The 26,031-nt window shown below is 72.4% G+C and carries 17 protein-coding genes; 7 read left to right on the top strand and 10 right to left on the bottom strand.

Features of this window, described 5'->3' with window-relative positions; genetic code table 11:
- Nucleotides 1-87 precede the first annotated feature (87 nt).
- Nucleotides 88-867, bottom strand: coding sequence for an SDR family oxidoreductase (locus EEJ42_RS30450; RefSeq protein WP_123105029.1), 780 nt, complete (start codon nucleotides 865-867; stop codon nucleotides 88-90).
- Nucleotides 868-1,004: 137 nt separating this feature from the next.
- Between EEJ42_RS30450 and EEJ42_RS30445 the strand changes: the two genes are divergently transcribed.
- A complete protein-coding gene (locus tag EEJ42_RS30445) occupies nucleotides 1,005-1,883 on the top strand; it encodes a hypothetical protein (protein WP_123105027.1) in 879 nt (292 codons plus the stop codon).
- Nucleotides 1,884-2,017: 134 nt separating this feature from the next.
- Here EEJ42_RS30445 and EEJ42_RS30440 read toward each other — a convergent pair whose 3' ends face one another.
- The 3 genes from EEJ42_RS30440 to EEJ42_RS30430 form a co-directional block, all read right to left on the bottom strand.
- Nucleotides 2,018-2,227 (bottom strand): DUF397 domain-containing protein, encoded by a 210-nt coding sequence (locus tag EEJ42_RS30440; protein WP_123105025.1) that lies wholly within the window; start codon nucleotides 2,225-2,227, stop codon nucleotides 2,018-2,020.
- 178 nt (nucleotides 2,228-2,405) lie between these two features.
- Nucleotides 2,406-3,278: a helix-turn-helix domain-containing protein gene (locus EEJ42_RS30435; protein WP_123105023.1), complete on the bottom strand. Its 873-nt coding sequence runs from the start codon at nucleotides 3,276-3,278 to the stop codon at nucleotides 2,406-2,408.
- Between the two features lie 423 nt (nucleotides 3,279-3,701).
- Nucleotides 3,702-4,448, bottom strand: a complete 747-nt coding sequence (locus EEJ42_RS30430) for a GOLPH3/VPS74 family protein (protein WP_063735990.1) — start codon at nucleotides 4,446-4,448, stop codon at nucleotides 3,702-3,704.
- A gap of 256 nt (nucleotides 4,449-4,704) precedes the next feature.
- Here EEJ42_RS30430 and EEJ42_RS30425 point away from each other — a divergent pair, with 256 nt between their 5' ends.
- Entirely contained in the window at nucleotides 4,705-7,989 is a 3,285-nt protein-coding gene (locus EEJ42_RS30425; protein WP_123105021.1) for a D-alanyl-D-alanine carboxypeptidase, read from the top strand.
- Nucleotides 7,990-8,174: 185 nt separating this feature from the next.
- Nucleotides 8,175-10,085 carry an MFS transporter gene (locus EEJ42_RS30420; RefSeq protein ID WP_184503346.1) on the top strand — a complete coding sequence of 637 codons (1,911 nt, stop codon included), beginning with the start codon at nucleotides 8,175-8,177 and terminating at the stop codon, nucleotides 10,083-10,085.
- A gap of 15 nt (nucleotides 10,086-10,100) precedes the next feature.
- Here the strand turns inward: EEJ42_RS30420 and EEJ42_RS30415 are convergent, their stop codons facing one another.
- From EEJ42_RS30415 to EEJ42_RS30400, 5 genes are read right to left on the bottom strand one after another with little or no spacing between them, the layout of a single operon-like run.
- On the bottom strand, nucleotides 10,101-11,390 hold the full coding sequence (locus EEJ42_RS30415; RefSeq protein WP_246097497.1) for an ABC transporter substrate-binding protein: 1,290 nt from the start codon (nucleotides 11,388-11,390) through the stop codon (nucleotides 10,101-10,103).
- Nucleotides 11,387-12,418, bottom strand: coding sequence for a hypothetical protein (locus EEJ42_RS53260; RefSeq protein WP_246097496.1), 1,032 nt, complete (start codon nucleotides 12,416-12,418; stop codon nucleotides 11,387-11,389). The genes EEJ42_RS30415 and EEJ42_RS53260 overlap by 4 nt, the downstream gene beginning before the upstream one ends.
- Nucleotides 12,415-13,893, bottom strand: a complete 1,479-nt coding sequence (locus tag EEJ42_RS30410; protein ID WP_246097495.1) for a VWA domain-containing protein — start codon at nucleotides 13,891-13,893, stop codon at nucleotides 12,415-12,417. The genes EEJ42_RS53260 and EEJ42_RS30410 overlap by 4 nt, the downstream gene beginning before the upstream one ends.
- 20 nt (nucleotides 13,894-13,913) lie before the next feature.
- Nucleotides 13,914-16,253, bottom strand: a complete 2,340-nt coding sequence (locus EEJ42_RS30405) for a serine/threonine-protein kinase (protein WP_123105017.1) — start codon at nucleotides 16,251-16,253, stop codon at nucleotides 13,914-13,916.
- A complete protein-coding gene (locus EEJ42_RS30400) occupies nucleotides 16,250-17,887 on the bottom strand; it encodes a S1 family peptidase (protein WP_246097494.1) in 1,638 nt (545 codons plus the stop codon). Before EEJ42_RS30400 ends, EEJ42_RS30405 begins: the two co-directional genes overlap by 4 nt.
- A gap of 551 nt (nucleotides 17,888-18,438) precedes the next feature.
- On the opposite strand from EEJ42_RS30400, the gene EEJ42_RS30395 reads away from it, so the two are divergent.
- Nucleotides 18,439-19,191: an IPT/TIG domain-containing protein gene (locus tag EEJ42_RS30395; RefSeq protein ID WP_123105013.1), complete on the top strand. Its 753-nt coding sequence runs from the start codon at nucleotides 18,439-18,441 to the stop codon at nucleotides 19,189-19,191.
- 75 nt (nucleotides 19,192-19,266) lie between these two features.
- Nucleotides 19,267-20,811: a beta strand repeat-containing protein gene (locus tag EEJ42_RS51980; protein ID WP_221179443.1), complete on the top strand. Its 1,545-nt coding sequence runs from the start codon at nucleotides 19,267-19,269 to the stop codon at nucleotides 20,809-20,811.
- Here the strand turns inward: EEJ42_RS51980 and otr(A) are convergent.
- On the bottom strand, nucleotides 20,808-22,715 hold the full coding sequence (otr(A), locus tag EEJ42_RS30385; RefSeq protein WP_123105011.1) for a tetracycline resistance ribosomal protection protein Otr(A): 1,908 nt from the start codon (nucleotides 22,713-22,715) through the stop codon (nucleotides 20,808-20,810). The genes EEJ42_RS51980 and otr(A) overlap by 4 nt on opposite strands.
- A 301-nt stretch (nucleotides 22,716-23,016) precedes the next feature.
- On the opposite strand from otr(A), the gene EEJ42_RS30380 reads away from it, so the two are divergent.
- Together EEJ42_RS30380 and EEJ42_RS30375 are read left to right on the top strand one after the other, a co-directional pair.
- Nucleotides 23,017-24,486, top strand: a complete 1,470-nt coding sequence (locus EEJ42_RS30380) for a glycoside hydrolase (protein WP_123105009.1) — start codon at nucleotides 23,017-23,019, stop codon at nucleotides 24,484-24,486.
- 119 nt (nucleotides 24,487-24,605) lie between these two features.
- On the top strand, nucleotides 24,606-26,009 hold the full coding sequence (locus tag EEJ42_RS30375; RefSeq protein WP_123105007.1) for an eCIS core domain-containing protein: 1,404 nt from the start codon (nucleotides 24,606-24,608) through the stop codon (nucleotides 26,007-26,009).
- The last annotated feature ends 22 nt before the right edge of the window (nucleotides 26,010-26,031 follow it).

Genomic DNA, 26,031 nt, shown 5'->3' with positions numbered 1-26,031 from the left:
ATGAGCGGGCACTTCGTCAGACGCACGCCCACGCATCGATGGGGTCGGTACGGGAGCGGGATCCCGAAAGGCCGGACAGGAGTCGCGCTAACGCATCAGTTCACCGGCGTTCACCAGCAGCGACTGTCCGGTGATCGCCCGGGCCCGGTCGGAGGCCAGGAATACCGCGGCCTCCGCCACGTCGCCGTCCGTCGCCAGGTCGGGCAGCGCCATCCGGCCCGCGAGCCGCTGCTCGATCTCGGCCTCGGGTACGCCCTCGCTGTGCGCGGCGAACTGGACGTACGCCTGCACCGGCGGCCCCCACATCCAGCCGGGCTGCACGGTGTTGACCCGGATCCGGTGCGGGCCCACCTCGCGCGCGAGCGAGTACATCGCCGAGGTGAGCGCCCCCTTGGACGCCGCGTACGCGGCCTGCCGCACCTCGCTGGGGGCGGCGACCGACGACTGCGTACCGATGAGCACCACCGCGCCGCCGTTCCGTTTGAGCGCGGGGAGGCAGGCCCGGGTCATCCGCAGCGTCCCGAACAGGTTGACGTCCACCACGCGCTGCCAGGACGCGAAGTCGGCGTCCTCCAGGCCGCCGAAGTGACTGTCCAGCGCGGCCACGTTGACGACGGCGTCGATCCGGCCGAAGCGGTCCAGGGCGAGCGCGGCGAGCGCCTCGCACTGGGCCTCGTCCGCGATGTCGGTGGCCCGGTGGGCGGTGCGCGTGCCGTCCGGGTCGACCTCCTTCGCGGTCTCGGCCAGCCGCTCCCCGGTGCGCGCCCCGAGGACCACCTGGGCGCCCTCGCGCAGACAGGCGGCGACGACGCGGTGGCCGAGGCCGGGGCCGACACCGGAGACGATGACCGTTCTGCCGCGCAGCATGGGGCCTCCTCGGGGCTGACGCCGCGTCAGGGTAGGCGTGCGGACCACGAAAGGCCATACCCGGCCCGCATCGTGTGCCGAGGGGGCGTGGATCGTGCCGCACCCCTCCACAGCTGACGTTGCGTCAGCTACACCTGATGGGCATGACGAGCGACGCGAGCGAAGACACCCGCGGCGAGTTGGAGGACACATGCGCTGCGCGGTATGGCGAACTGGCCTCCGTCGGCCCCTACGGGGTGCGCCCGGGGCACGCCCTGATCACGATGGTCGAGCCGCATCCCGGCCATGAGTACGCGTACAACCGCTGGTACGAGGACGACCACTTCATCGCGGGCGCGATGGCCATGCCCTGGATCTACGCCGGGCGCCGCTGGGTCGCCACCCGCGACCTCCAGCGTCTGCGCTACCCGGAGAAGTCGGCGGTCGCCCAGCCGGTCACCGCGGGCTGCTACCTCACCGTCTACTGGCTCACCGAGGACCGCTACGCGGAGCACATGCGGTGGACGGTCGGCATCAACAAGCGGCTGAACCGGGACGGCCGGGTCTTCCAGGAGCGCACCCACGTCCTGACGGCCTTCCACGACCGGGAGGCGACCGTCTACCGGGACGGGGCGGCCGGGCCGCGCGACCACCACGCCCTGGACCACCCCTACTCCGGGCTGGTCCTGGAGGTCGTCGAGAGCGAGAGCCCCGAGCGGCGCGGCGAGCTGCTCGAGTGGCTCCGGACCCGCCATCTGCCCCGCCGCCTGGCCGGCTCGCCCGCCGCGATGGTGACCGTCTTCCGCCCGACCCCGCTGCCGTCGGACCGGATGGCGTACGTCAAGCAGGTGGAGGGCGTCGACACCAGGCTGACCCTGCTCTGGTTCCTCCAGCGCGATCCACGGATGTGCTGGGACGAATACCTGACGGGTCTCGACACCGATGTGGAGCGGTCCGGACTGGGCCGGGTGGAATTCGTCGCGCCGTTCATTCCGACGATTCCCGGTACGGACCAATACGTCGCGGAGCTTCGATGAAAGCGACGGAAAGCGAAATGCGACGAGCCCTCTCGGCAGGGACGGCGGCCGGTCGAGAGGGCTCAGTGGCTGTGGTGCGAAACAGCGGTTCTACAGGGCCGGACCGCACGGTCGCGGCCGGTCGAACAGCGGGATCAGCCGAGGTCGAAGGCTCCGCCGTGGACATCGGCGACGAAGGCCGACCAGGAGGCGGGGGTGAAGCTGAGCGTCGGTCCGTGGGGGTCCTTGGAGTCGCGCACGGCGATCTCGTCGACGACCGGGGAGGCGACCTCTACGCACGCGCCGTTTCCTGCGGAGTACGAGGATTTCACCCAGGTACTGGTCTTTCCCTGCTGAATGGACACAATTGCTCCGATGCGTTTTGTTGACGAGATGCACCCCCGTTTGGAGGCGAAGCCGACGTTACTCGTCAACATCGTCAGGAAAGGTGGCCATTCACTCGACCGGGTGGCATATTCCATTGGCCCCTTCCGCGGCAGGGTACGGAGGTGTACGCTCCGCCCTCGCTCGCGACCGGCGTCGTCAGCCCTCCCCGTGCCGACGCGCGTGGTCCTGCGCCACCTCGGTGATGAACTGGCGGCTCTGGTCCACGTTCAGCGCCTGGGCCCGCAGATGCTCGTACATCATGCTGTAGCTCTGCACATCGGTGAGCTTCTCCAAGTAGAGGTCGCTCGTGACGCCCTCCAGATAGACGACGCTCGTATCCGACTCGTCCGAGAACTCCAGGATGGTGAACTGCCCGCTCATGCCCGGGTGCGAGCCCATGCCGAACGGCAGTGCCTGCACCGTCACATGCGGCTCGTGGCTCATGCGGACCAGGTACTCCAGCTGATCGCTCATGATCTTGTGGTTGCCCACCACGCGCCGCATCGCCGCCTCGTCCACCACGGCCCACAGCCGCAGCGGGGTCAGCGGATCGGTGATCCGCTCCTGCCGCCGCAGCCGCACCTGCACCCGCTGGGCGATCTGGTCCGGGGCGACCTCGGGCAGCGCCCCGCTGATGACCGCCTCCGCGTACTCCGGGGTCTGCAACAGCCCCGGCATCACCTGGGGTTCGTAGACCCGCAGGGACGCCGCGTCCGTCTCGAAGCCGATGTAGACGCTGTACGGGACGTCGCCGAAGGCGTTCCACCACCCCTGCTGGCGCGACTCCTTCGCCATTTGCATCAGGGAATCGACCAGGGCCTTGTCCTCGACCTTGTACGTACGGCAGAGATCGCGCACATCGCGCTGGCTGATGCTGCGACGGCCGTTCTCCAGTCGGCTGATCTTCGACTGGGAGACCATCAGCTCCTCCGCCACCTCCTCCGCCGTCATGCCCTTCTCCTGGCGGAGCCTGCGCAGTTCCTGGCCCAACCGGCGTCGCCGGACAGTGGGGCCGACGTTCGATGTCACGGGACGTGCACCTCCGGCTTCGTACTGCTGATACATGCTGTTCAGCAGCCTGCCACTACCGGACCCGGCCGCGCTGGGAAATGGCCCGACAAAGACCGTACAAAGGGTGGTCGAACACGCGCGCGGGGCGGCGGGACGGCCGGTCGTCCGGAACGGCCGTCCCACCACCCCGCGCTTCAGCGGCTCCCGAACCGGGTCGGTGGGGACTGCGGTGCGGTCGGTGGAGCGGAATGGTGCTCGCTGGTGCTGTATCGGTTCTGCGGGCTCTGGCGAGCCCGTTCGGTGCCCTGGAAAAGTGCCCTGTGGTGCGCTGTGGTGCCCTGTCGTGCGCGGTGGTGCTTCGAGGAGGTCCTCCGGACCCCGGAGCCGCTCACGCATGCTGTGCGGCGTCCTGAGGCGCCCTGGGGGCCTCCTGGTGGTGGGTCAGCGCGCTCCGACGCGGGCCATGCTCCCGCGGCGGGACGGCTGCGCCGGAACCCCGGCCGCGGGCTCCGCGGCGCGCGCTCCCGGCGGTCGGCCAGGCGCCGGTGCGCGCCGTGGCTGCGCCGCGACACCGTTCTGCACGTCCATCACGGCGTGCGCCACCAGACCGCCCATCGGGTCGTGCCTGATCAGATCCCGGAGCCTGGAGCGCGAGGAGCGCCCCTCGTTCCCGGGATACAAGTGCTTGCCGAGCCCGACCGCGTGGGCCAGGGCGGCGAGCGCGGCGGTCCGCGGGTCCGGCGGTACGCCGGTGCGGATCGCACTGTCCAGCCGGTTCCTGATCTCCCGGCTGATCGCCGTGTCCGTCGCCTGGTAGCGAGTCGTCGGCAGTACCCCGCACATCTGGCCCGCCACGGCATGCACCATGCCGCACCGCTCCAGGTGCGTGAGATACGTCTGGCGCAGCCCCAGCCGGGGCCCGCCGATCCAGTGGACAGCCCGAACCGGACTGCCGCGACGGCGCAGCAGTTCCAGTGCGGAGTCCAGAGTTGGATCTCCGGTCGGCCGTGGCAGCACCACGGCGATACGATCCCCGTCAGGGGCTATCCGTCCGGCCAAGGCCAGCTCTACTAGCTGTGCCCCGGCCAGACCGAGGTCGAGCGACTGCGGCTGCGCCGTGGTACCCGTGGTCGGGTCCAGGGCCAGCAGCAGAAGCTCCTCCGGAATTGTTCTGCGGCTCCTGCCCATCCATGCCTCCCCGCGTGGATGAATGACAGGGTGACCCCTGCCACATTGGTCTGTCGAGAGTGCCTGGGGGATTTGGGTGGGAACCGGTAGGTATGTCTTTCTCGTCTAGCGGGTGAGCGATCACCTTGAGGCGCTCTCCGGCGGCGGTGTTGCACGGCTGCGCGCCGGACACACAGGACACTGGATGATGGTTGTAATGCGGGACGCGGCGTCAGGAGACGCCCGGCGTCCCGTGTGACGTATCGAGGAGGCATCGGTGGCGGGCGAGTCCCCCGGCAAGTCGGATCAGCAGAAGTCGTCGGGGGAGACGGCTAGGGGAGCACGCGATCCGCGGCTCACGGCCTTCCGGGAACGGGAGGCCGACGGCGGGCATGCGTCGGTCGCCGTCGCCGAATCCGGCGCGGCCTCGGCGGAAGAGGAATCGGAACGTCCGGAAGCCGCCGGTGACCGCGATGCGTCTGATGTTCGCGAAAGCGAATCGGCGGAGCCGGAGGGTGCGGAGACGGAGTCGGGGCTGCCGGTCCGCCCCAAGGACGAGGCGCCCTCGCCGGAGGCGACGTCCGGCGGAGCCGGTGAGACGGACAAGCCGGAAGGAAGCGACGCCCGCCTGCGCGAGGCCGTCGCGGCCTGGGTCGCGACCGACGAACCGGACGCCGAGGCGGAGGCGGATTCGGATGCGGAGGCTGACGGCGACGCCGCCCCGGTCGACCAGCGGACGACGTCGCTCCGTACGACGGACGTGCCCGCCGACGCGGACGGCAAGGACGCCGAGGCCGACGACGACGCGGACGCCGACGACGCCGAGAAGGCCGCGTCCGGCGTGAAGGGTGACGCGGGGGCCGAGGGTGACGCTGCCTCGGACGACACGTCGTCCGACGGCGATGCCGCGTCCGGTGGCGAGGGTGCGGGTGCGTCTCGTACGGAGAAGGCTGCCGCCGACGCCGACGGTGATGAGGACCGCACCAAGGCCGCGTCCGACGCCGAGGCGACGTCGGACGTTGACCGCGACGGCGACGCCGCGTCCGGCGTGAAGGGTGACTCGGTCGCGTCCGGTGGCGAGGGCGCGGGTGCGTCCCGCACGGAGAAGGCTGCCGTCGACGTCGGGGACGAGGACGCCGAATCGGCCGCCGAGGGTGACGCTGCCTCGGACGACGCGTCGTCGGGCGGGCCGGTCGATCGGAAGACCGCGGTGTTCCGCACGGCGGATGTGGTCGCCGACGCCGACGGCGATGAGGGCCGGGCTAAGGCTGCGTCGGACGCCGAGTCCGACGACGACGCCGACTCCGGCGGCAAGGGCGACGCGGGTGCGTCGGCCGCCGAGGGTGCGGGTGCGTCTCGTACGGAGAGGGCTGCCGTCGACGGCGAGGACGCCGACTCGGCCGCCCAGGGTGACGCGGGCGGCGAGGACGCCGACTCCGGCGCCAAGGGCGAGAGCGATGGCGACGCTGCCTCCGACGACACGTCGTCGGACGGGCCGGTCGATCGGAAGACCGCGGCGTTCCGTACGCCGAAGACGGACTCCGACGCCGAGGCGACCGCGGACGCCGACCGTGACGACGACGCCGCGTCCGGCGGCAAGCGCGGCTCGGGCGCGTCCGGTGACGACAAGCGCCCCGCCGGCGGCAAGGGCGGCTCGGGCGCGTCCGGTGACGACAAGCGCCCCGCCGGCGGCAAGGGCGACTCGGGCGCGTCCGGTGACGACAAGCGCCCCGCCGACGGCAAGGGCGGCTCGGGCGCGTCCGGCGACGGCAAGCGTGCCTCCGGTGGGCGGCGTCCGGCGTGGGCGGGGGCCGATGACGACGGCGACGAGGGCGGGGAGAAGGCCGCGTCCGGCGACGGCGACGACAAGCCGTCCGGCCGGTCCGTCGACCAGAAGACCGCCGTCTTCCGTGCGCCCAAGGTGGACGAGGACGGCAAGCCGATCGACCGGCCCACCGCCGCGTTCGGCGTGCTCCCCGAGAAGAAGACGGGCGTCGACCAGCCCACCACCGCGATCAAGGCGCTCCCGAGCGACGCGGACAAGAGCGGCAAGGGCACCAAGCGGTCCGAGGGCGAGAACGAGCGCACCAGCAAGTTCGTACCGCTGCGTTCCCCCGACGACCCCGCCCCCGCCCCCGCCTCCACGAAGGCGAAGGCACCCGAGAAGGCGAAGGCACCGGCGAAGCCGGACACCGCTCCGGCGAAGCCGGGCGAGCTGCCGGAGACCGAGCGCACCAAGCAGCAGCCGCTGCCGCCGCAGACGCCGGACGGGAAGCAGCCCGCGCCGCTGGATCTGCTGGCGGAGCTGACGAACAGGCCGCCGAAGCCCGAGACGCCGATCCGGACGGCGGTGCGGCGGGTCAAGATCTGGACGCCGCTGGTGCTGCTGCTCGTGGTGCTCGTGGCGATCGCCCAGGCGGTGCGGCCGCTGCCGGATCCCGAGCTGACGCTGACGGCTGACGAGTCGTACGCGTTCAAGGGCGACAAGCTGGCCATGCCGTGGTCCGGCGAGGGCCAGTCCGCGGCCGAGGTCGAGGGCGTGGGCAGCCTGGGCACGTCGGGGGCGCAGAAGCCGGTGCCGATCGCCAGTGTCACCAAGGTGATGACGGCCTACGTGGTGCTCAAGAACCATCCGCTGAAGGCCGGTGCGGAGGGCCCGCGCATCAAGATCGACGCGACGGCGGCCGAGGAGTCGGGGTCGGCCGACGAGTCGCGGGCGTCGGTCGAGGAGGGGCAGAAGTTCACCCAGCACCAGCTGCTCCAGCTGCTGCTGATCAACTCCAGCAACAACATCGCCCGCCTGCTGGCCCGCTGGGACGCGGGGTCGCTCGACGCGTTCACCAAGAAGATGAACGACGCGGCCAAGAGCCTGGGGATGAAGAACACCACGTACACGGACCCCAGCGGGCTGAAGGAGACGACCAAGTCCACCGCGGAAGACCAGCTCAAGCTGGCGAAGGCGGCGATGCAGTCCGAGGCGTTCCGCGAGGTCGTGGCGACGCCCAACACGCAGATCCCCGGTCTCGACGGCAAGATCTACAACAACAACAACCTGCTGGTGAAGCCCGGTGTGATCGGCATCAAGACCGGGTCGTCGACCCCGGCCGGCGGTGCGCTGATGTGGGGCGCGGTGCGGACGATCGACGGCAAGAAGCAGCGGATCCTCGGGGTGGTGCTCGAACAGCGCGCGCCCACCACGCTGGACGCCAGCCTCCAGCTGGCGCAGACGGAGAGCTACAAGCTGATCACCACCGTGCAGGACGCCCTCACGTCGGCAACCGTCATCAAGAAGGGCGATGTCGTCGGCCAGGTGGACGACGGTCTCGGCGGTACGACTCCGGTCGTGGCCACCAAGGACCTGAAGGCGGTCGGCTGGGCGGGGCTCAACGTCGACATCAAGATCGGTGACGGCGGCAAAACCATTCCGCACACGGCGAAGGCGGGCACCGTCGTCGGCGAGGTGACCGTGGGCAGCGGGCCCGGTCGGGTCAAGGCGCCGGTTGCGCTGCAAAACGACTTGTCCGAGCCGTCCTTCGGGGCGAAGCTGACCCGTATCTCCTGACCCGGACGGGCACCGGCACGGGGAGCCGCGCCGGTGCCCGCAGCCGCTGACGAACCGCCTCGCGTGCTAGCGTCGCAGGATGTCCCCGACCCTGACTCGCCCAGACCAAGGCGAACCGTGGGGAACCGGAACAGGGTTGAAGAGATGAACAGGGGCAGACCTCGGGGGAGACGGGGAGAGCCACAGTGACCACCGTGGATCCGACACGGGCCGATCAGAACGGGAGCTCGGAGGAGAGCACCGCGGCGCGAATACGCCTGCCCGCGCAGCGTCGGCTCGCCGAGCCGGACGAGCCCGCGCCGGAGGCGGCCCCCGGGGGTGAGGCGGCCGTTCGGGCGGGGGTGTTCCACCGCGCCTGGGGCGCCCTGCGCCGCCCGGTGCCCGCCGCGCTGGCCGCCGCCGCGGTGCTGCACCTGCTGTGGGTGGCGCTGCTCGCGAACAGCGGCGGCGACCTGGCCGCGCAGGACGCCTGGGCGGAGTTCGCGCTCCAACATCCCGACTCGGCGTACAACCTGGCCTGGTACGGCGGGATGCACCCGGTGTCGTACAGCGTCATCTCGCCGTATCTGATGGCGGTCCTCGGCGTGCGGTCGACCATGATCATCGCCGGGACGCTGTCCGCGGGGCTGCTCGCCCTGCTGCTGGTCCGCAGCCGCTCGGTGGCGCGGCCGATGCTGCCCGCCATGTACGGCACGTTCGCGCTGGTCTGCAACGCGACCTCGGGCCGGGTGACGTTCGGGCTCGGCGCGATGTTCGGCCTCGCCGCGGTGGCGGTCATCTTCGCGTGGCCGGTGCGATGGCGGTCCCGGCACTGGCACCACCGGACCGGCCGGTTCCTGCTGGCCGCGCTGCTGTCCGCGGTGGCGACCATGGCCAGCCCGGTGGCGGGCCTGTTCGTGGGGATCGTGGCGGCCGCGCTGTGGCTGACCAGGCGGCGCCCGGCGGCCTATGCGCTCGGCGTCACTCCGGTGCTGGTGGTCGCGCTGTCCGCGTGGCTGTTCCCGTTCTCCGGTGAGCAGCCGATGTCCATCGGCTCGGTCATCCTGCCGCTGACCGCAGGGCTGGCGGGCTGGCTGCTGTCCCCGCCCGAGTGGCGCACGGTGCGGGTCGGGGCGGCGCTGTACTCGCTGGGTGTGGTGCTCACCTGGCTGATCCCCTCCCAGATCGGCACCAACATCTCCCGGCTGGGCATGATCTTCGGCGGTGTGGTGGTGATCGCCGCGCTGACCGAGCCCCGCATCAAGCCCGCCCGCGACGAACTGCGCACCACGCGGGCCGGACGGCGGTGGCTCGCGCTCGTGCTGTCGCTCGCGACGATCACGGTGTGGCAGGTCGTCAAGACCGCCGACGACGTCATCCACACCACCCCCTCGGCGTCCTGGGCCCGTGAGCTGGCGCCGCTGGTGGACCGGCTGAAGCGGGTGGACGCCGACCGGGGCCGGGTCGAGGTGGTGCCGGTGCGCAGCCACCGCGAGTCCTCCGCGCTCGCCCCGTACGTCAACCTGGCGCGCGGCTGGAACCGGCAGCGGGACCTGGACCGCAACCCGATCTTCTACGGCGAGAACACCCTCACCCCGGCGACCTACCACGAGTGGCTCAAGCGCTGGGCGGTGCACTTCGTGGTGCTGCCCGCCGACAACCCGGACCAGGGGGCCGAGAAGGAGGCCCGGCTGCTGGAGGACACCAACCTGCCGTATCTGCGGCAGGTGTGGTCGGACGCCAACTGGAAGCTGTACGAGGTCGAGAACCCGACCCAGCTCGCCGACCCGCCGGCCACCGTGCAGCGGGCGGGCGCCGACCAGCTGGTGCTGAAGGTGCGGGAGCGCGGGCCGGTCCTGATCCGCATCCCGTACTCGCCGTGGCTGGGCCTGGTCGACTCCGAGGGGCGCAGTGTCCACGCACCGAAGGCCGACCCGCACGAGGAGCTGCCGGTCAACCGCCAGGGCTGTCTGACCAAGCAGGTCGAGGGCGCCGTGGAGGGCCAGCCGGAGGACGAGTGGACCGTGCTGCACGCCCCGCGCGCCGGTACGTACCGGATAGCGGGCAAGTACCAGCTGCCGCGCGGCACGCCCTGCCCGAAGGAGATGGCCCCGTAGGCCCTGTCCGGCGCGTCATCCGCAGACGGTCGACAGCCAGGGCCGTCCGCGCTGCTCGTGCAGGTCGGTACGGACCTTCTCCAGGCTGGTCAGCAGCGCGTCCGGCCCCTCGGCGACATCGCTGAGGTAGGCCAGGGCGGCGCGCTGGAAGGCCAGCCGCATCCGGGTCGGCATGGCGTCGGAGGCGTCCAGGCACAGCGAGCGGGACTTCTTGAGCGTCTCGGCGATCTCCTTGCCCACGTCGTCGGACTGCGCGGAGAGGGGGACGTCGCCGTTCGCGAAGAACGGGCGGGTGCGGCCGGACGGGGTCTCCTCCGCCCAGGCCGTCTGGGCCTTCGCCGAGGTGAGGTACGCCAGGAGGCGGCGCGACTGCGGGGTTTCGTGGAACATCGCGGCGAAGTCCGCGGACACCTCCCGGGCGGTGGAGGTCCGGTCGGCGCCGGGGATCAGCCCGGTGGAGAAGGCGAAGGAGGCGTGGGCGCGGTCCTCCGTCGGGTAGCCGCCGCGGATGAACGAGCCCTGGTGCTCCAGCGCGCACGGCGGCCGCGCGGCGAACAGCTTCCTGCCCGCGTCCCGGAAGTCCGTGACCAGCGCCGTGGCAGCCGCGCCCTTTCCGAACAGGGAGCCCCAGGTTCGCCACGCCCGTCCGATCCGGGGGTCCGTCCAGGCCAGGCCGCCGGTCGCCCACGCCTCGTAGACGGCCTTGCCCTGCTGCTGGAGCAGGATGTCCTCGATCCAGTCGGTGCCCGGCCAGCCGGAGGTCGCGTCGCCGCCCATCCCGGCGCACCACTGGCCGTCCCGGGCGGCGAGGGCGGGCAGTTCGGATGGTTTGTGGCGCTTCGCGTCGTACCAGGCGATGCTCTTCAGGTCGGCCTTGACCGCGATGCCGTACACCGTGCCGTCCCCGCGCGGCGCGGGCTTCCACAGCGGGCCGTAGGCGGCGAGCGTGTCCGTGGGGAGCACCTTCTCCAGCGGGACCAGGGGCGCGTCCGCGTAGGCGGCGAGTTCGCCCGGGCTGGGCAGCACGGCGATGTCGGGCGGGGTGCCCGCCTTCACCTCCGAGGACAGCACCTCGCGCAGCGCGGTGGTGCCCTGGTAGTCGACCCGGATCCCGGTCTCGTCGGTGAACAACTGGAGCAGGTCGCGGAAGGCCGCGCCCTCGTCACCGGTCCAGGTGGCCAGCACGCTGACACTGCCGCGCGACTGGCGGCCGCCGGTGTCGCCCGCGCCGACGGCGGACAGCACCACCAGCCACAGCCCGAGGACGGCCGCGGTCACGTTGAGGGAGCGTGTCCGGGCGCTCATCGCGGCTGGAACCTGTACTCGTCGATGCGCGGCTGGAGTCCGACCAGGATCAGCGCCGCGAGCACCGCACCGCCGAGCGGGATCCAGCCGACGGCCCCGGCCCGCCAGCGGGTGTCCCGCAGGGTGTCCGCCACCTTGTCGGCGGTCTCGCCGCCGTTGGAGCCGATGTCGTCGCCGTTCAGGACGCGCCCCGCCGTGCCCAGCCGCTCCTGGGTCTCGTACGTGAACGAGGCCAGCGGCAGCACCGCGACCAGCAGCGCGGTCGCCGCGGCCAGCCATGGGTTGACCAGGCGCCGGAAGCGGCGCCGCAGAGAGCGCTGGGTGTGCCACAGCAGCACCGCGAGGGTGCCGAACAGGGCGGGCACCAGCAACCACCAGGCGAACGCCAGCAGCCAGCCGAACGAGGTCTGCGCCCGCAGTACCTGCCGCTGCCCTTCCTGCACGGTGCTCAGCCGGGCCAGGATGCCGTCGTGGTCCCGGGCGAGCATGGTCCTGGCGTAACTCAGATAGGCGTTGCGCAGGGCGTGGTTGCCGCGGTTCACGTACGCCTGCTCGATGATGTCGCTGTACGAGGAGACCAGCCCGGCGATGGTGAGCAGCGACTGCCGGGCCGCCTTGCCGCCGGTGGTGCTCTTGACGGCCTGGGCCAGGCTCTGGTTGGCCGTGGACAGTTCGTTGCGGTAGTCCTCGCCGAGCCCCTCGACGTCCGTGGTGTGGCCCTTGAGGCTGTCCTCGGCCTTGGCGTCGGCGGCTTCGAGGGCGTCGTGCGCGGCGGCCACCTGGAGGATCGCGGGGGTCGACCGCTCGCTGACCGCCGTGGTGTTGCGGCTGACGCCGTAGTACGCGGCGAACAGCGCGGTCACCGCCGCCGCCGCGAGGACGAGCAGCGCGGTCAGCCGCCGGACCAGATACGCACGGGTCCCGCCCTCTCTTCCCCGCTCAGTCCCGGCGCGCTCTGACGCGCGGGCTTCCTTCGTCGCTGCGCGGCTCCTCAGTCCAGCCCGCGCGGCGCGCCGTGCCCCGCTCATAAGACACCCTCCGGGCGCAGCGGGGTGTCGCACTTCTGGCAGTACGCGGCGGCGGCGGGCGCGGTGCGGCGGCAGGACGGGCAGAGCCGGTCCGGGCCGGTGGGGGCCGCCACCGGGGCGGTGCCGGGGAGGCCGGTGAAGCGGACGCTCTCCTCGGTCACGATCATCGCCGAGTTGAGGTCCAGCGGCCGGATGGGTTCCCGGATCCGCACCTCGCCGGTGGCGGCGTCGACGATGTGGACCAGTCCGCGCAGCCGCTCCAGCATCTTGGCGCTGCCCAGCCCGTGCGCGAGCCGGACAGCCTGCCCCCACTGCCGCCGGGCCTCCTCGCGGTCGCCCGCCTCGTACGCGTCGCAGCCCGCGGTGATGGCGTGGCCGAGGGAGGCATCGGCCCCGTAGTGCGCCAGCCGGGGGTCGACGCGGGAGGACAGCAGCACGTCGTCGGTCCACTGGACGAGCACTGACTGGGTGGGCGGCGCGGCGGGCAGCGGAAGGTCCGTATCGCCGTCCGGAGCGAGGTCGACGGCGGCCAGTTCGACGTCCTCGCCCATCGGGTCGCCGTCGGGGTCGGCGAGGACGCACAGGTGGAACTCGCGGGACTCGTCGCCCCACGCGTCGGTGCGGAACTCCCAGGTGCGCGCGTCGGGCCGGGTGCCCTCGCCGGTGAGGTCGGCCCGGGTGGGGTGCACCTGCTTGACGAAGCCGATCCGGCCGCCCGCCCGGGTGCGGATCCGGATCCGCACCCCGGACAGGGCCTTGGCCATGGAGGCGCGCGTCATCTCCTCGAACTCGGCGGCCAGCGCGGAGTCGTCCAGCACCGCGTCGGCGCGGCCGTGCAGCCTGCGCACGATCTCCTTCAGCTCGGTGGCGTCCCAGCCGTCGCCGATGCCGCGCGCGTCGCAGGTGAAGTGCGGGGCGCAGGCGTCCAGCACCTTGTCCAGGTACCCGGCCGCGTCGTGCTCGTTGCGGCCGTCGGTGAGGAGCAGGGTGTGCCGGATCGCGGCGGGACGGCTGAGGTGCAGCCGCCGGGCGAGGTCCAGCCAGGCGCCGATGGCCGTGCCCCCGATGGCGGGCAGCCGGGCCGCGACGCGGGCGGCGGCGGCCCGGGTGTCGGGGCCCGCGACGGCCATGCCGCCCGCGAACGGATAGACGACCTGGGCCTGTTCGGTGCCCTCGATGATCGCGAAGTGGGTGCCGTCGCGCAGGACGCCGACGGCGGTCGCGGTCGCCCGGCGGGCCGCCGCGATCTTCGTCGGGGGCCAGCTCATCGACCCGGAGCAGTCGATGACGATGACCTCGGATGCGGCGGTACGGGCCGCGGCGGGGCCGAGTCCCCGGGCCTCGACGCTGAGGACGGCGTGCATCTCGGCGCGGCCCGCGGCGGCCGGGAGGTACTTGTTCTGGTGCACGCGCAGCGTGATGGCGGGCTCGTCGTCCTCGTGGTCCCCGTACGGCCCCGGATGGTCCTGGCTCATGCGCTCCCCCTGTCCCCCTGTCAGACGCCCGTCATGGGCCGGACGGCGTTGGCGCGGTCCACCAGCACCCCCAGCGCCTCCGGGCTGTCCGCCTGCCGGGCCAGCCGGCGCAGCACCGCTTCGAGCCGCGACCGCACCGACAGCTCGTCGTCCCCCTCGCCGAACAGCAGCCCGGCGCCCGCCGGGTCGCCCGCCGCTCCCTGCCGCAGCGTCCGGTCGAGCGCGGCCTCCAGCACCTCCGCGGTGAGCCGGTCCCGGGCCTGCCCCTGGGCGCGCCCGTCGTCCAGGTACAGCCGCGGCAGCCGGGTCAGCACCTCCACCAGGTCCTCGCCGGTGGCCTGGTCGTGCGGGTGCTCGCCGAGCCGCCCCGCGAGCACCCGTACGGTCGCGATGCGGGCGGCGTCGTAGTGCCGCGACACCTTCGGCACCCCGTCGAGGACGGTCGCCGCCCCGCCCCGGTCCCCGGCGGCCAGCCGCAGCCGGGCCAGGCCGAAGGCGGCGCTGCCCTGGGAGCGGTTGCGCTCCCACACCGCCTCGTAGAACCGTTTGGCGGCGTCGTGGTCGCCCAGGTGCTCGGCGCAGTAGCCCAGCGCCAGCTTGGGCGCGTACTCGCCGGGCAGCGCGCTGTACACCTCGTCGAACGCGCGCCGCGCCTCGGCCACCGCGCCGCCCGCGAGCCGCAGCAGGGCGCGGTGCCAGGCGGGCCGCCAGTCGTACGCGGCGCCACTGCCGATGATCTCCTCGGCGGCCGTCAGCTCGGCGTCCGCGCGGTCCCGCATCCCCAGGTCCAGATAGGCGCGGCAGGTACGGAAGCGGATCTCGGCCGAGGGGTACGGGAACGCGCCCAGCTGCTCGATCAGCCGCCGCGGGCCGCTGTCGGTCGGGGTGTTGAGCAGGGCGGCGCCCGGGTCCGCCGCGTCCGGGAACGGCACCGGCAGCCCCGGCGGCACCTGCTCCGGGGACGGCAGCCCGTGCGCGAGGGCGCGGCGCGGGTCGCCGTCCAGCCAGTGTTCGAGCCCCGGGATCCGGCCGAGCCCCGCGTCCAGCAGCGCGGCGGTCGGGGCGAACAGCGTGGACGGCTCGGGCTGTTCCTCCCGCAGCCGCAGCGCGTGGATCTCCCGCAGCACGCCCCACAGCTGCTCGGACATCTCGCCCGCCGACCCGAACCGCCGCCGCGGATCGCGGGCCGTGGCGCGGGCCAGCACCCGCCGGTACGACTCGGCGCCCAGCCCCGGCGGCGCCTGGGCGGGCCGCCCGGCCTTGTCGGACAGCGACCGCAGGGTCGCGCCGACGCCGTACAGGTCATGGCGCTCGGTGAGCGGGCCGCCCCGCAGCGACTCGGGGGAGGCGAACCCCTGGGTGACGACGGGCGGATCGCCGCCCTGCCGCCCCAGCCGCCGGACCGCGCCCAGGTCGATCACCTTGATCCGGCTCTCGTAGTGCATCACGTTGCTCGGCTTGAGGTCGCAGTACAGCAGCCGCTCCCCGTGCAGATAGCCGACTGCGCGCAGCACCAGACAGCCGTACGCCAGGATGTGCTCGTACAGCCGGGGCCCGTCGTACGGCGGCATGGCGTCCGCGATGCAGTCCCGTATCTGGGCGAGCGTCATGCCGCCGACGAACTCCATCACGATGTAGCCGGTGAGCCGGTCGCTGCCGGGTTCGGGCTGGGTGACGTAGTTGATGATGCGGACGATGCCGGGGTGGTCGAGCATCGTCAGATAGCGGCGCTCCTCGACCGCCGCCCGCAGCGCCGCCTCGTCCTCGTTGTTGATCAGGCCCTTGATGGCGACGGGCTGCCGGTCGAGCTGGGTGTCCTCGGCGAGATAGACCCAGCCGAGCCCGCCGTACGCGACGCAGCCGATCACCTTGTACTGGTCGCCCAGCAGGTCCCCGGGGCGCAGCCGCGGGGTGAAGTCGAACGGATGGCGGCAGCGGGGACAGAACCCCGCCGACAGGGCGGGCTCCCCGTTGTAGGGCGCGCCCACGGTCTCCTCGCAGCCGGGGCGGCCGCAGATCTGGCCGCGGGACGGGGGCCGCGGATCGTCGAGCACGAGGTCGGTGAGGGAGGGCAGTTCGACGTGCGGCAGATCCAACAGCCCGTCCCCGGCGGGCCCGAGGCTGAACTTGCGCGCCGCGTCCCGGCGCCGCGCGCGATCGGTGGCCGTGGTCGCACCGGATCGCACGCCCCCGGTGGGGGCACCGGGGTCCGTTCCGGGGGCGGCGGGGCCGGGGGCCGTGCCCGAAGGTGTCGGGGCAGGTCTGCGGCCGCATTCGGTGCAGAAGCCGCGGGGGTTGATCCGGCCGGTGCCGCCGCCGGGGCAGTCCGCGCGGGTGCATGCCGCGGTCGGTGGCGTCATGGCGCGTCCCCCTCCGGGAGCAGGTGCACGGCCCGTACGAAGCGGTCGACGGCACGCCGCGCGGCGGCCACGTCGCAGGGCACCGCGGTCAGTTCGTGGTGGGCGGCGCGCTGGAGCGGGAACAGCTCCCGGCGCTCCGACGCGGCCTTCGCCCCGAGCAGCGCCGCGTACGCGTTCAGCAGGCCCGTCAGCTCCTTGATCTCGTCGCGCTGGGTGTCGGCCGTGCGCATCGCCGTTTCGAGCCGCTTCCGCACCGCCCCTACCGCGTGCTCGAACGCGGCGAGCTTGGCGACGATGTGATGGGTATGCCGTTCGGGATCGTGGTGCAGCCGGGTCAGGTTGATGCGCAGCGCCGGGGCCTCCGCCGGGTCCGATGCGGCGCGCGCCCCGGCGGCGGTGGCCTCTTGTTCCAGGCCGGTGGCCTCCGCGACCCGGTCGGCCAGCTCCTCCAGCCAGGCGTCGATCCGCTCCGGGTCGGGGCGGAACAGCCCCTCGGCCAGCCGCAGTCCGGGCGCGTGCGGATCGCGGAAGACCAGCATCAGCCGGGCGCCCCGGTCGGCGAGGAGCTTCATGAAGCGCAGCAGCGCCTCCGGTTCGCTCGCCCGGTCAAGACCGACGGCCACGACGGTCAGCGGGACGTCGTTGGCCCGGATCCGGCTGAGGGGGGAGGTGTCGCCGGGCGAGCGCAGGTCCAGCCGGTCGGCGACCCGGCGGGCCACCTCGGTGTCGGTGCGACCGGTGACGTCGATGGCCAGGTCGACGCTGCCCAGCGGCGGCACGGTGCCGTGCGGCGCGGCGGACACCGCCTCGTCGTCGCCGCCGGACAGCTCGCGGTCGGCGAGGGTCACGGCGCGGCTGAGCGCCTCGTAGCGGCCGCTGTCGTCGTGCGCGATGACGACGGTCTCCACGTCCGCGACACCCGGGCGCCGCCCGGTCAGGGACTCGCGGCGCAGCCACAGGGCGAGCCGCTGGGCGAACGGGATGTCCTGGACGCCGCCGGTCAGCCGGGAGACGAGCCGTGCGTCGACGACCCGGTCGCCGCCCACGAAGCGGTGGACGAGCGGGAGGTGCTGAAGGATCGTTTCGATGTGGATCATGTTCGACCGCTGTCGGCGCTCGTCGGCGGGGATGTCCAGGGCGTCGTCGTAGCGGTTGACGATCATCCCGATGACGTGGCCGGTCTTCACGTCCTCCACCCCGGCGCCGCTGCATCCCCGGCGCACCACGTCCCCGGGGGAGTCCGGGATCAGCTCCAGCCACTCCGCGCGCGGGCCGACGGTCCCGGCGATCTTGGCGTAGAACCAGGTGCCGTTGTCGTTGTGGCGCGGGAAGCCCAGGTTCCGGACCTGCCCCAGCGGCTCCGGCGACAGCCGGTACAGGGGCGCGGCGTGCTCGGCGGGCTGCGGGCGGTCCAGCGTCAGCAGCGCGATGTCACCGCATCCGTCGGCGCGCCGGGGCACCCAGCAGCCCGCGGCGACGCGCGCGGTCACGGGGGCGGCATCGGGCACCTGCACCAGGTCGACCAGGACCTGTGACGCGGGCACCGGGTGCCCGTCGTCCGGGATGACATGGGCGCACGTCAGCACGGTGTCGCCGCCCAGAAGGATTCCGGCGCCCAGGATCTCCCCGGTCATGCCGCGGATGCGTACCCGCCAAAACCCCCCGGCGGTGGACTCATTGACGGGAATCCCCCTGTCCGCCCCCATGCGGCAAGAGGATACGCCCGCCGGGTGCGGAAGTGACCCCTTCGTCCGATGAGTCACGGGAAAGGGTGAGCGGCCGGCGAAGGGCCCGACCGCGCGCCCCCCGCGCGGTCCCCGCGGGCCGGGCGCAGGGGCCGCGGGGACCTGCGGCGGTCGCACGCCCCGCCATACGAGTGATGCGGCGTCACACTTCTTGTGGACGGACTCATTCCGATGGATTACTGAAAACGTGCGGTACGGCCTCCGCCGGGATTCCCGACGAACCAGGCCCCCGCACCCTCGCCGGTCCCGGGCGCCAGGCGTACCGAGCGAGGGGGCCGGGCGGGCGTCCCCAACGACCCGGCCGGCGCACATCGCATTCTCCTGCGAGCGCGAGCGGGTCCGACCCGCCCGGCCCGTCCCTCCCGTCCCTTTCCCTTTCCGTCCGCTGAGCCGCCTTCGGGATTCCGGGCCCGCTCAGTCTTCAGCAGGGAGAAATCGCCATGCCCATCTCTCCGAACCAGGGGTCGACCGGCGGCGGCACCACGGTCACGATCACCGGTACGAACCTGGCCAACGCCTCGGCCGTGAAGTTCGGCAGCAAGAACGCCACCATCACGGCCAACACACCCACCTCTGTCACCGTGATCTCGCCCTCCGGCACCGGTGCGGTCCCGGTGACCGTGACCACGCCGGGCGGCACCAGCAACCCGCTGACGTTCTTCTACGTCGGCGCGCCCTTCAAGGCCGGCCTGAGCGCCTCGTCCGGGCCGCTCGCGGGCGGCAACACCGTCACGCTCACCGGTACCGGTCTGTCGACCGCCACCGGCGTGAGTTTCGGCGCCAACACCGCCACGCCCACCATCGTCTCCGACAGCGTCATCACGGTCGCCGTGCCCGCGGGCACCGCGGCCGGGTCCGTCGGGGTCACGGTCACCACCGCGGGCGGCAGCAACAACGGCCTCTCCTACACCTATGTGGACGTGCCGACCGTCACCACCTTCGCCCCCACCTCGGGCCCGGCCTCCGGCGGCACCGCGGTGACCATCAACGGCACCAACCTGGACACCACGCAGTCCGTCACCTTCGGTGGCATCGCGGCGCCGTTCAGCGTCGTCAACGCCACCACCGTGTCCGCGGTCTCGCCGCCCACGGCGGACGGACAGCCCGGCCCCGCCGACATCACCGTCACCAACCCGGCGGGCAGCGCGACCGCCGCGACGCCGTTCCAGTACCTCGCGTCGCCCGGTATCTGATCACCCCTGGGACGTTCTGCCGGAAGGAGCAGCACCTTGAGCACCCCTCAGGCCGCAGGCCCGGAGACAGTTTCCATGGCAACCGCCGCGCCCGCGGTCACGGCGGCGTCCCCTCCGGTGATCAGTTCCGTCAGTCCCGCCTCCGGATCACCCGGGGGCGGGACCGTCGTGACCATCACCGGGACCAACTTCAACCAGGCGACGGCGGTCCGGTTCGGCACCACCCTCGCCCCGGCCTTCACGGTCGTGTCCGCCAACCAGATCACCGCCACCGCCCCGGCGGGCTCCGGCACCGTCCTGATCACGGTGACCACGCCGGGCGGCACGAGCAACGGCGTCGCCTTCGGCTACACCTCCGCGCCCGTCCCCGTGCTGAGCGGGGTCTCGCCCGCGCAGGGCCCGGCCGCCGGGGGCACCACCGTGACGCTGACCGGCAGCGGTCTCGGCGGGGCCACGGCGGTGCGCTTCGGTTCCGTGAACGCGTCGTCGTTCACCGTGGTGTCGCCGTCGCAGATCACGGCGGTGGCGCCGCCCGGGAGCGCCGGTCCGGTGCAGATCACGGTGACCGGCCCGGGCGGTACGAGCAACGGCATCACCTATACGTACGTGGCCGGTCCGGTGCTGAGCGGCGTCTCGCCGAACCAGGGCCCGGCCGCCGGAGGCACCTCGGTGACACTGACCGGCAGCGGTTTCACCGGCGCCACGGCGGTGCGCTTCGGTTCCGTGAACGCGTCGTCGTTCACGGTGGTGTCGTCGACGCAGATCACGGCGGTGGCGCCGCCGGGGAGCGCCGGTCCGGTGCAGGTGACGGTGACCGGTCCTGGCGGTACGAGCAACGGCGTGACCTACACCTACGCGGCGGGCCCGGTGCTGAGCGGCGTCTCGCCCGGTCAGGGCCCGGTGAGCGGCGGCAACACGGTGACGCTGACGGGCAGCGGGTTCACCGGCGCCACCGCCGTGCAGTTCGGCTCGACGCCCGCGGTGTCGTTCACCGTGGGGTCGGCCACGCAGATCACCGCGGTGGCGCCGACAGGGGCCGCCGGTCCGGTGCAGGTGACGGTGACCGGCCCGGGCGGTACGAGCAACGGCGTCACGTACTTCTACGTCGGCCTCCCCACCCTCAGCGCCGTCAGCCCCAACCAGGGCCCGGCCTCCGGCGGCACGCCCGTCACCCTCACGGGGACGAACCTGCTCGGCGCGACGGCCGTCAAGTTCGGCACCGTCGACGCCACGTCCTTCACGGTCGTCTCCGCCATCCAGATCAACGCGGTGGCGCCGCCGGGAAGCGCCGGAACGGTGCAGGTCACGGTGATCACGCCGGGCGGCACCAGCAACGGCGTTCCCTACACCTACGCTGCCGTTCCCGTCCTCACCAGCGCGGTCCCCGGCCAGGGCCCGCTGGGCGGCGGCAACACGGTCACCCTGTTCGGCACCGGCCTGACCACGACGAGCGCGGTCCATTTCGGCTCCACGCCCGCCGCGTTCACGGTCGTGTCGGACACCTGGGTGACGGCGACCGCCCCGGCTGGGTCGGCCGGGGCGGTCAACGTCACCGTGACGACGCAAGGCGGTACGAGCAACGCCGTGTCCTACACCCGCGTCGCCGGGCCCGGCATCTAGAGCCCCAGGGGGAGTGGCCGGTCGCCGGACGGGCGGGACAGCCACACCCCCTCGCCCCGCGACAGCCCCGGCAGCGCGTGCTCGAACGCGTGCACCGACCGCACCGGAATCTCCCCCGTGAGCAGCCACCCCGCCGCACCGCCCGCGCTCTCCGCGATGTCCGCCCCGACCGCGGCGAGCCGGGCGGTGACGGGTGCGAGCACCTCGGACGGAACCTCCAGCTCGAAGGCGTGATACGGCTCGTACACCCGCCACCCCGCCCGCTCCAGGGCTTCTCCCAGCACCCCCGGGGTGACGCCCCGGAAATCGGCGGCGGTGCTGACCGGGGCGGCGAAGCCCGAACGGATCAGGGTGACCCGGCAGTCCGTGACCGCGCGCCCGCGCGGGCCCTGGCGCAGCGTGTCGTGCACGGTCTGCTCGATCGCGGTGTGGAACGCCCGCGGCAGGGCACCCAGTTCGGTCTCGTAGCCGAACCCCACCCCGGACCCGGTCGCGGCGGGCTCGACGCGCAGCCCGACCGTCGCCCACGGCCCCGTATGGCCGCGCCGGGCCATCTCGTAGCACGCCTCGCCGACCCCCGCGGGCCGCTCCACCAGGACCGGGCGGCTCGGCTCGAAGTCGGCCTCGATGCCGTAGTCCTGGGCGAGCGTCGCCGCGATGATCTGCTTCTGGACCTCGCCGTACAGCAGCACCGACGTGGCGCCGCCGGGCATCGCCCGGGCGTGGATCAGCGGATCCTGGTCGGCGAGGGCGAGCAGCGCGGTGTGCAGCCGGGCGGCGGCCGCGGGGCCGGGCTCGCGGGCGTGGACGAGGGTGTGGAGTGTGGGCGCGGCGAAGTGCGCCTCCTTGTGTTCGTCGTGGAATTCCCCGAGTTGGTCGCCGACGCGGACCTCGGGCAGCCCCTTGATCCGCGCGATCTCCCCGGCGGTCAGCGCCCGCGCCCCGGCCCGGCCCACCACCTCCAGCGCGGTGATCTGCCCGCTGTGCCGGGCGCCGGGGCCGTGCCGGTCGCCGGGCCGGTGCAGGGTGAGGTGCTGCCGTACGGTCAGCTCGCCGGAGAACAGCCGCAGATACGCGGTCTTCGTGGCGGATCCCGCCGCCCGCTCGACCGCGAAGACGGTGCCCCGGGGTGCGGCGCCGCCGTCCCCGGCCCGGGTGGGCGGGACGAGCCGTACGACGCCGTCGACCAGGGCCGCGACGCCCTCCCCGCTCAGCGCCGAACCGAAGTACACCGGGTGCGCCCGCCCCTCCGCCGTCCCCGCGGCCAGCGCCTCGCGCACCTCGGCGGGGGAGGGGAGCGGGCCGTCCACGAGCCGGGCGAGGAGCGCGTCGTCGGTCTCGGCCAGCGCCTCGGCGATCTCGGTGCGCACGTCGACGTCGTCCAGCGACCGCGGCAGGGCGCGCGCGGCCCGCGTGCCCAGGTCCCGTACGGCCGTCATGCACGCGATGTGCGGCGCCAGCAGCCGCCGGATGTCGGCCAGCAGCTCCGTGTGCCGGGCACCGGCCCGGTCGATCTTGTTGACGAAGAGCAGCACGGGCAGCCGCAGCCGCCGCAGCGTCTTCATCAGCACCCGGGTCTGGGCCTGGACGCCCTCCACGGCGGACAGCACGAGCACGGCCCCGTCCAGCACGCCGAGCGCCCGCTCGACCTCGGCGATGAAGTCGGAGTGGCCGGGGGTGTCGATCAGATTGACCTGGGTGTTGACGGCGCGGAAGGAGGCGACGGCCGACCGCACGGTGATGCCGCGCTCCCGCTCGATGGCGCCCGTATCGGTCTGGGTGTCCCCGGCGTCGACGCTGCCGAGGCGGTCGATGACGCCCGCGTCGAACAGCAGCCGCTCGGTGAGGCTGGTCTTACCGGCGTCGACATGGGCGAGTACGCCGATGTTGATGGTGTGGTGCATGCGTGGTGATGTCCTCGAAGACGGTCGTCCGGTGGGGGCGCTGAGTCGTTCCGAGGAATCGGCGCATCGCATGCTCCTGTGCTGTCGGCGGAATGTCGCGGACATCCTGAGCGCGGCGGCGGGGCGATGGCAACCGATTTACGCCCCGTCAGCCCTGTCCTCGTCCCCCGCTCGTCCCCCGCTCGTCCCCGTCTCCGGCACCGTCGGCAGAACGGCCAGAAAGCGCTGTCATATCTCTCGACAACTCCCCCTCCGCACCCGACGCTTCACACCACGGGGGCCCAAGCGGCAGAAGGGACACATGGTGCGACGAAGAACGCTCCTCACCGCAGCAAGCGCAACCCTGCTCGGCACCGCACTCTCCACCGGCACGGCCCACGCCGACGAAGTCGTCAGCGTCGACCCGGGCACCGACCACGGGGGCTGGGAGGGCTGGGGCACCTCGCTCGCCTGGTGGGCCAACCTCTTCGGGCAGCGGGACGACTTCGCCGACCTCTTCTTCACCACCCGTAACACCACGTACGCCGGTACGACCCTCCCCGGCCTCGGCCTGAACATCGCCCGCTACAACCTCGGCGGCTGCGCCTGGACCAGCGTGAACGGCCAGTCCATGGCCGTCTCGCCCAACATCCCCCGGTTCAAGCAGATCGAGGGCTACTGGCACGACTGGTCGAGTGAGGACCCGGCGTCCGCCGCCTGGCGCTGGACCTCCGACGCGACCCAGCGCGCGGCGCTGACCAAGGCCGTCCAGCGCGGCGCCGTCACCGAGCTGTTCTCCAACGCGCCCATGTGGTGGATGTGCCTCAACCACAACCCCTCCGGCGCCGCGGACGGCGGCAACAACCTCCAGTCCTGGAACTACCGGCAGTTCGCCGTCTACCTCGCCACCACCGCCCGCTACGCCCAGGACCACTGGGGCGTCCGCTTCGCCACCGTCGAGCCGTTCAACGAACCCTCCTCCACCTGGTGGAAGGCGGACGGCACCCAGGAGGGCTGCCACATCGACGCGGCGGTGCAGCGCACCGTCCTCGGCCACCTCCGCACCGAGCTGAACAGCCGCGGCCTCACCGCCGCCCGCATCTCGGCCTCGGACGAGACCAGCTACGACCTGGCCCGCACCACCTGGGGCTCCTTCGACACCGCGACCCGCGCCCTCGTCGACCAGGTCAACGTGCACGGCTACCAGGGCTCGGGCGGCCGCCGCGACCTGCTGTACGCGGACGTGCGCGCCGCGGGCAAGAAGCTGTGGAACTCCGAGACCGGCGACAAGGACGCCACCGGCCTCACCGTCGCCACCAACCTCTGCCTGGACTTCAACTGGCTGCACCCGACCGCCTGGTGCTACTGGCAGGTCATGGACCCCAGCGCGGGCTGGGCGCTCATCCACTACGACCCGAACACCGCGCAGCCCGGCGCCGTCCAGACCAAGTACTACGTCCTCGCCCAGTTCACCCGGCACATCCGCCCCGGCATGCGCATCCTGGCCACCGGCTCGGACCACGCGGTGGCGGCGTACGACCCGGCCGCCCGCCGCCTGGTGCTCGTCGCCGTCAACCCCGGCGCCGCGCAGACCATGACCTTCGACCTGTCACGGTTCGGCCAGGTCACCGGCGGTACGGGCGGCCTCGTGCCGCGCTGGTCGACCCGGACGGCGGGCGGCGGCGACCTGTACACCGCGCGCCGGGACACGGTGCTGGACGGCAAGCGGCTGAGCGTGCCGTTCGCCGCGCAGTCGGTGCAGACGTTCCAGATCGACGGGGTGACGGAGTAGCCCTGGCGGCTCCCACTGCCCATCAGGGCCGCAAGTCTGCCCCTGCGCCTCTGGGAAGGCGGCCACCTTCCCTGCGAGCGTGAGGCGGTTGGATCGCCTTGACCGCCGGAGGAAGACACATGGGACTGGCCCGTGACGAGAACAGCACGACGAGGGAAGGGCGGGCACCCCGGCGGCCACGCGCGACCCCCTCCTTCGCCGGAACGGCCGTGCAGCGGATGCTCGCCCAGCAGAGCCAGGCCGGGAACCAGGCAGTGGTCGAAATGCTGCGGCGGGCCGGGCACCCGGGAGCGCAGGACCGGCATCAGCACGGTGCCGGATGCGGGCACCACGCGCCGGAACCTCCGGTTCAGCGTTCCCCGGGCGGCGCCACCGTCGCGCGCGCCGAGGAGGAGGACGGGCACGTCCACGACGGGGTGCGGGACACCAGCCCGGAAGGGCAGAGCGCCCTGGTGGCCGCCGCCATGAACTCGTCGAGCGAATCGCTGCCCTCGTCGGTCGTGGCGAAGGCCGGGGCGTTCTATCAGAACGACAGGCTCTCCTCCACCCGCGTCCACCGCGACGCGGTGGCCCAGCGTGCCACGGCGGCGATGGGCGCCCACGCCATGACCATCGGCAACCACATCTTCCTCTCCGCCGGGTCCGCGGGCGACGAGAAGCTGATCGGCCACGAGCTCAGCCACGTCGACAAGAACCTCAAGGGCGTGCCCGAGACGGGCTACAGCAACGGCGCCGGAGTCAGCGTCACCGACCCGCGGCAGGACTCCGAACAGGCAGCGGAGAAGGACGGCGACGCCTACGCCGCGGGTCAGGCGGCCGCCCCCTCCGTCACCGCCCAGCGCGCGGCGGCGAACGGCTCACACGGCACGGTCCAGCGGATGGCGGGGCGGGTCGCTCTGGCGGATGAGGCTCCGGATCTCAGCGGTGAAGATCACGTCAAAGGGCTGGGCGAGGACAGCGAAGAGGAAGTCTTTCTCAAGCGCGGTGTGACGCCCACGCAGCGGATTCATATGCAGCAAGAGATCATTCGCGGCTCTTTCGTCGGCCTCTCGAAGATGCTCAAGGAACCTGACGAGCACGCCACAAGACCCGATGGCGACGATGTCACAGGATATATCAATCAGAATCGCGAAAGGGAGGGGACCGCAAGTCTGATCGAATTTTCTACGGACGGCAAAATAGCCGAACAGTTCGCGTCGGAATCCCGGTTCGGGTACATCCTGACGATCCGGATCAAGAAGAAGTACCTGGTCAAGGGTGCTAGCGGCGCCGAGGGTGGCTGGATCACGAAACAGGGTGCACCCTATGAGATCGTCCGTGTTGAGCAAAAGGACAGGATCGATGGGAATGTGGTCCTGCTGACCGAGGAGGAGCTGCGCGAAGCGGCCAATAAAGAGGAAATGGCCGAGTATCTGCTCGAAGCCAACAAATCAATCGCGGCCCATATGCAGAAATTCCAGGGGGCGGACAGGCTGGCGGAGGCCAAGAAGATTGCCGAATACAAGAGCAAGGTGTTCAAATAGGCGTGGCGACCACGGTGCTCCC

This window comes from Streptomyces botrytidirepellens (assembly GCF_003721215.1).
Lineage (GTDB): Bacteria > Actinomycetota > Actinomycetes > Streptomycetales > Streptomycetaceae > Streptomyces > Streptomyces himastatinicus.
Note: the sequence above shows the minus strand (reverse complement) of the source record. Positions and strands in the feature narration are given on the sequence as shown.

What these genes read in the sequence shown, in the direction of transcription:
- EEJ42_RS30450 (WP_123105029.1), bottom strand. Translation starts at nt 867, where the DNA reads ATGCTGCGCGGCAGAACGGTCATCGTCTCCGGTGTCGGCCCCGGCCTC.
- EEJ42_RS30445 (WP_123105027.1), top strand. Translation starts at nt 1,005, where the DNA reads ATGGGCATGACGAGCGACGCGAGCGAAGACACCCGCGGCGAGTTGGAG.
- EEJ42_RS30430 (WP_063735990.1), bottom strand. Translation starts at nt 4,448, where the DNA reads ATGGGCAGGAGCCGCAGAACAATTCCGGAGGAGCTTCTGCTGCTGGCC.
- EEJ42_RS30415 (WP_246097497.1), bottom strand. Translation starts at nt 11,390, where the DNA reads ATGAGCGCCCGGACACGCTCCCTCAACGTGACCGCGGCCGTCCTCGGG.
- EEJ42_RS53260 (WP_246097496.1), bottom strand. Translation starts at nt 12,418, where the DNA reads ATGAGCGGGGCACGGCGCGCCGCGCGGGCTGGACTGAGGAGCCGCGCA.
- EEJ42_RS30410 (WP_246097495.1), bottom strand. Translation starts at nt 13,893, where the DNA reads ATGAGCCAGGACCATCCGGGGCCGTACGGGGACCACGAGGACGACGAG.
- EEJ42_RS30405 (WP_123105017.1), bottom strand. Translation starts at nt 16,253, where the DNA reads ATGACGCCACCGACCGCGGCATGCACCCGCGCGGACTGCCCCGGCGGC.
- EEJ42_RS30400 (WP_246097494.1), bottom strand. Translation starts at nt 17,887, where the DNA reads ATGACCGGGGAGATCCTGGGCGCCGGAATCCTTCTGGGCGGCGACACC.
- EEJ42_RS30395 (WP_123105013.1), top strand. Translation starts at nt 18,439, where the DNA reads ATGCCCATCTCTCCGAACCAGGGGTCGACCGGCGGCGGCACCACGGTC.
- EEJ42_RS51980 (WP_221179443.1), top strand. Translation starts at nt 19,267, where the DNA reads ATGGCAACCGCCGCGCCCGCGGTCACGGCGGCGTCCCCTCCGGTGATC.
- EEJ42_RS30380 (WP_123105009.1), top strand. Translation starts at nt 23,017, where the DNA reads ATGGTGCGACGAAGAACGCTCCTCACCGCAGCAAGCGCAACCCTGCTC.
- EEJ42_RS30375 (WP_123105007.1), top strand. Translation starts at nt 24,606, where the DNA reads ATGGGACTGGCCCGTGACGAGAACAGCACGACGAGGGAAGGGCGGGCA.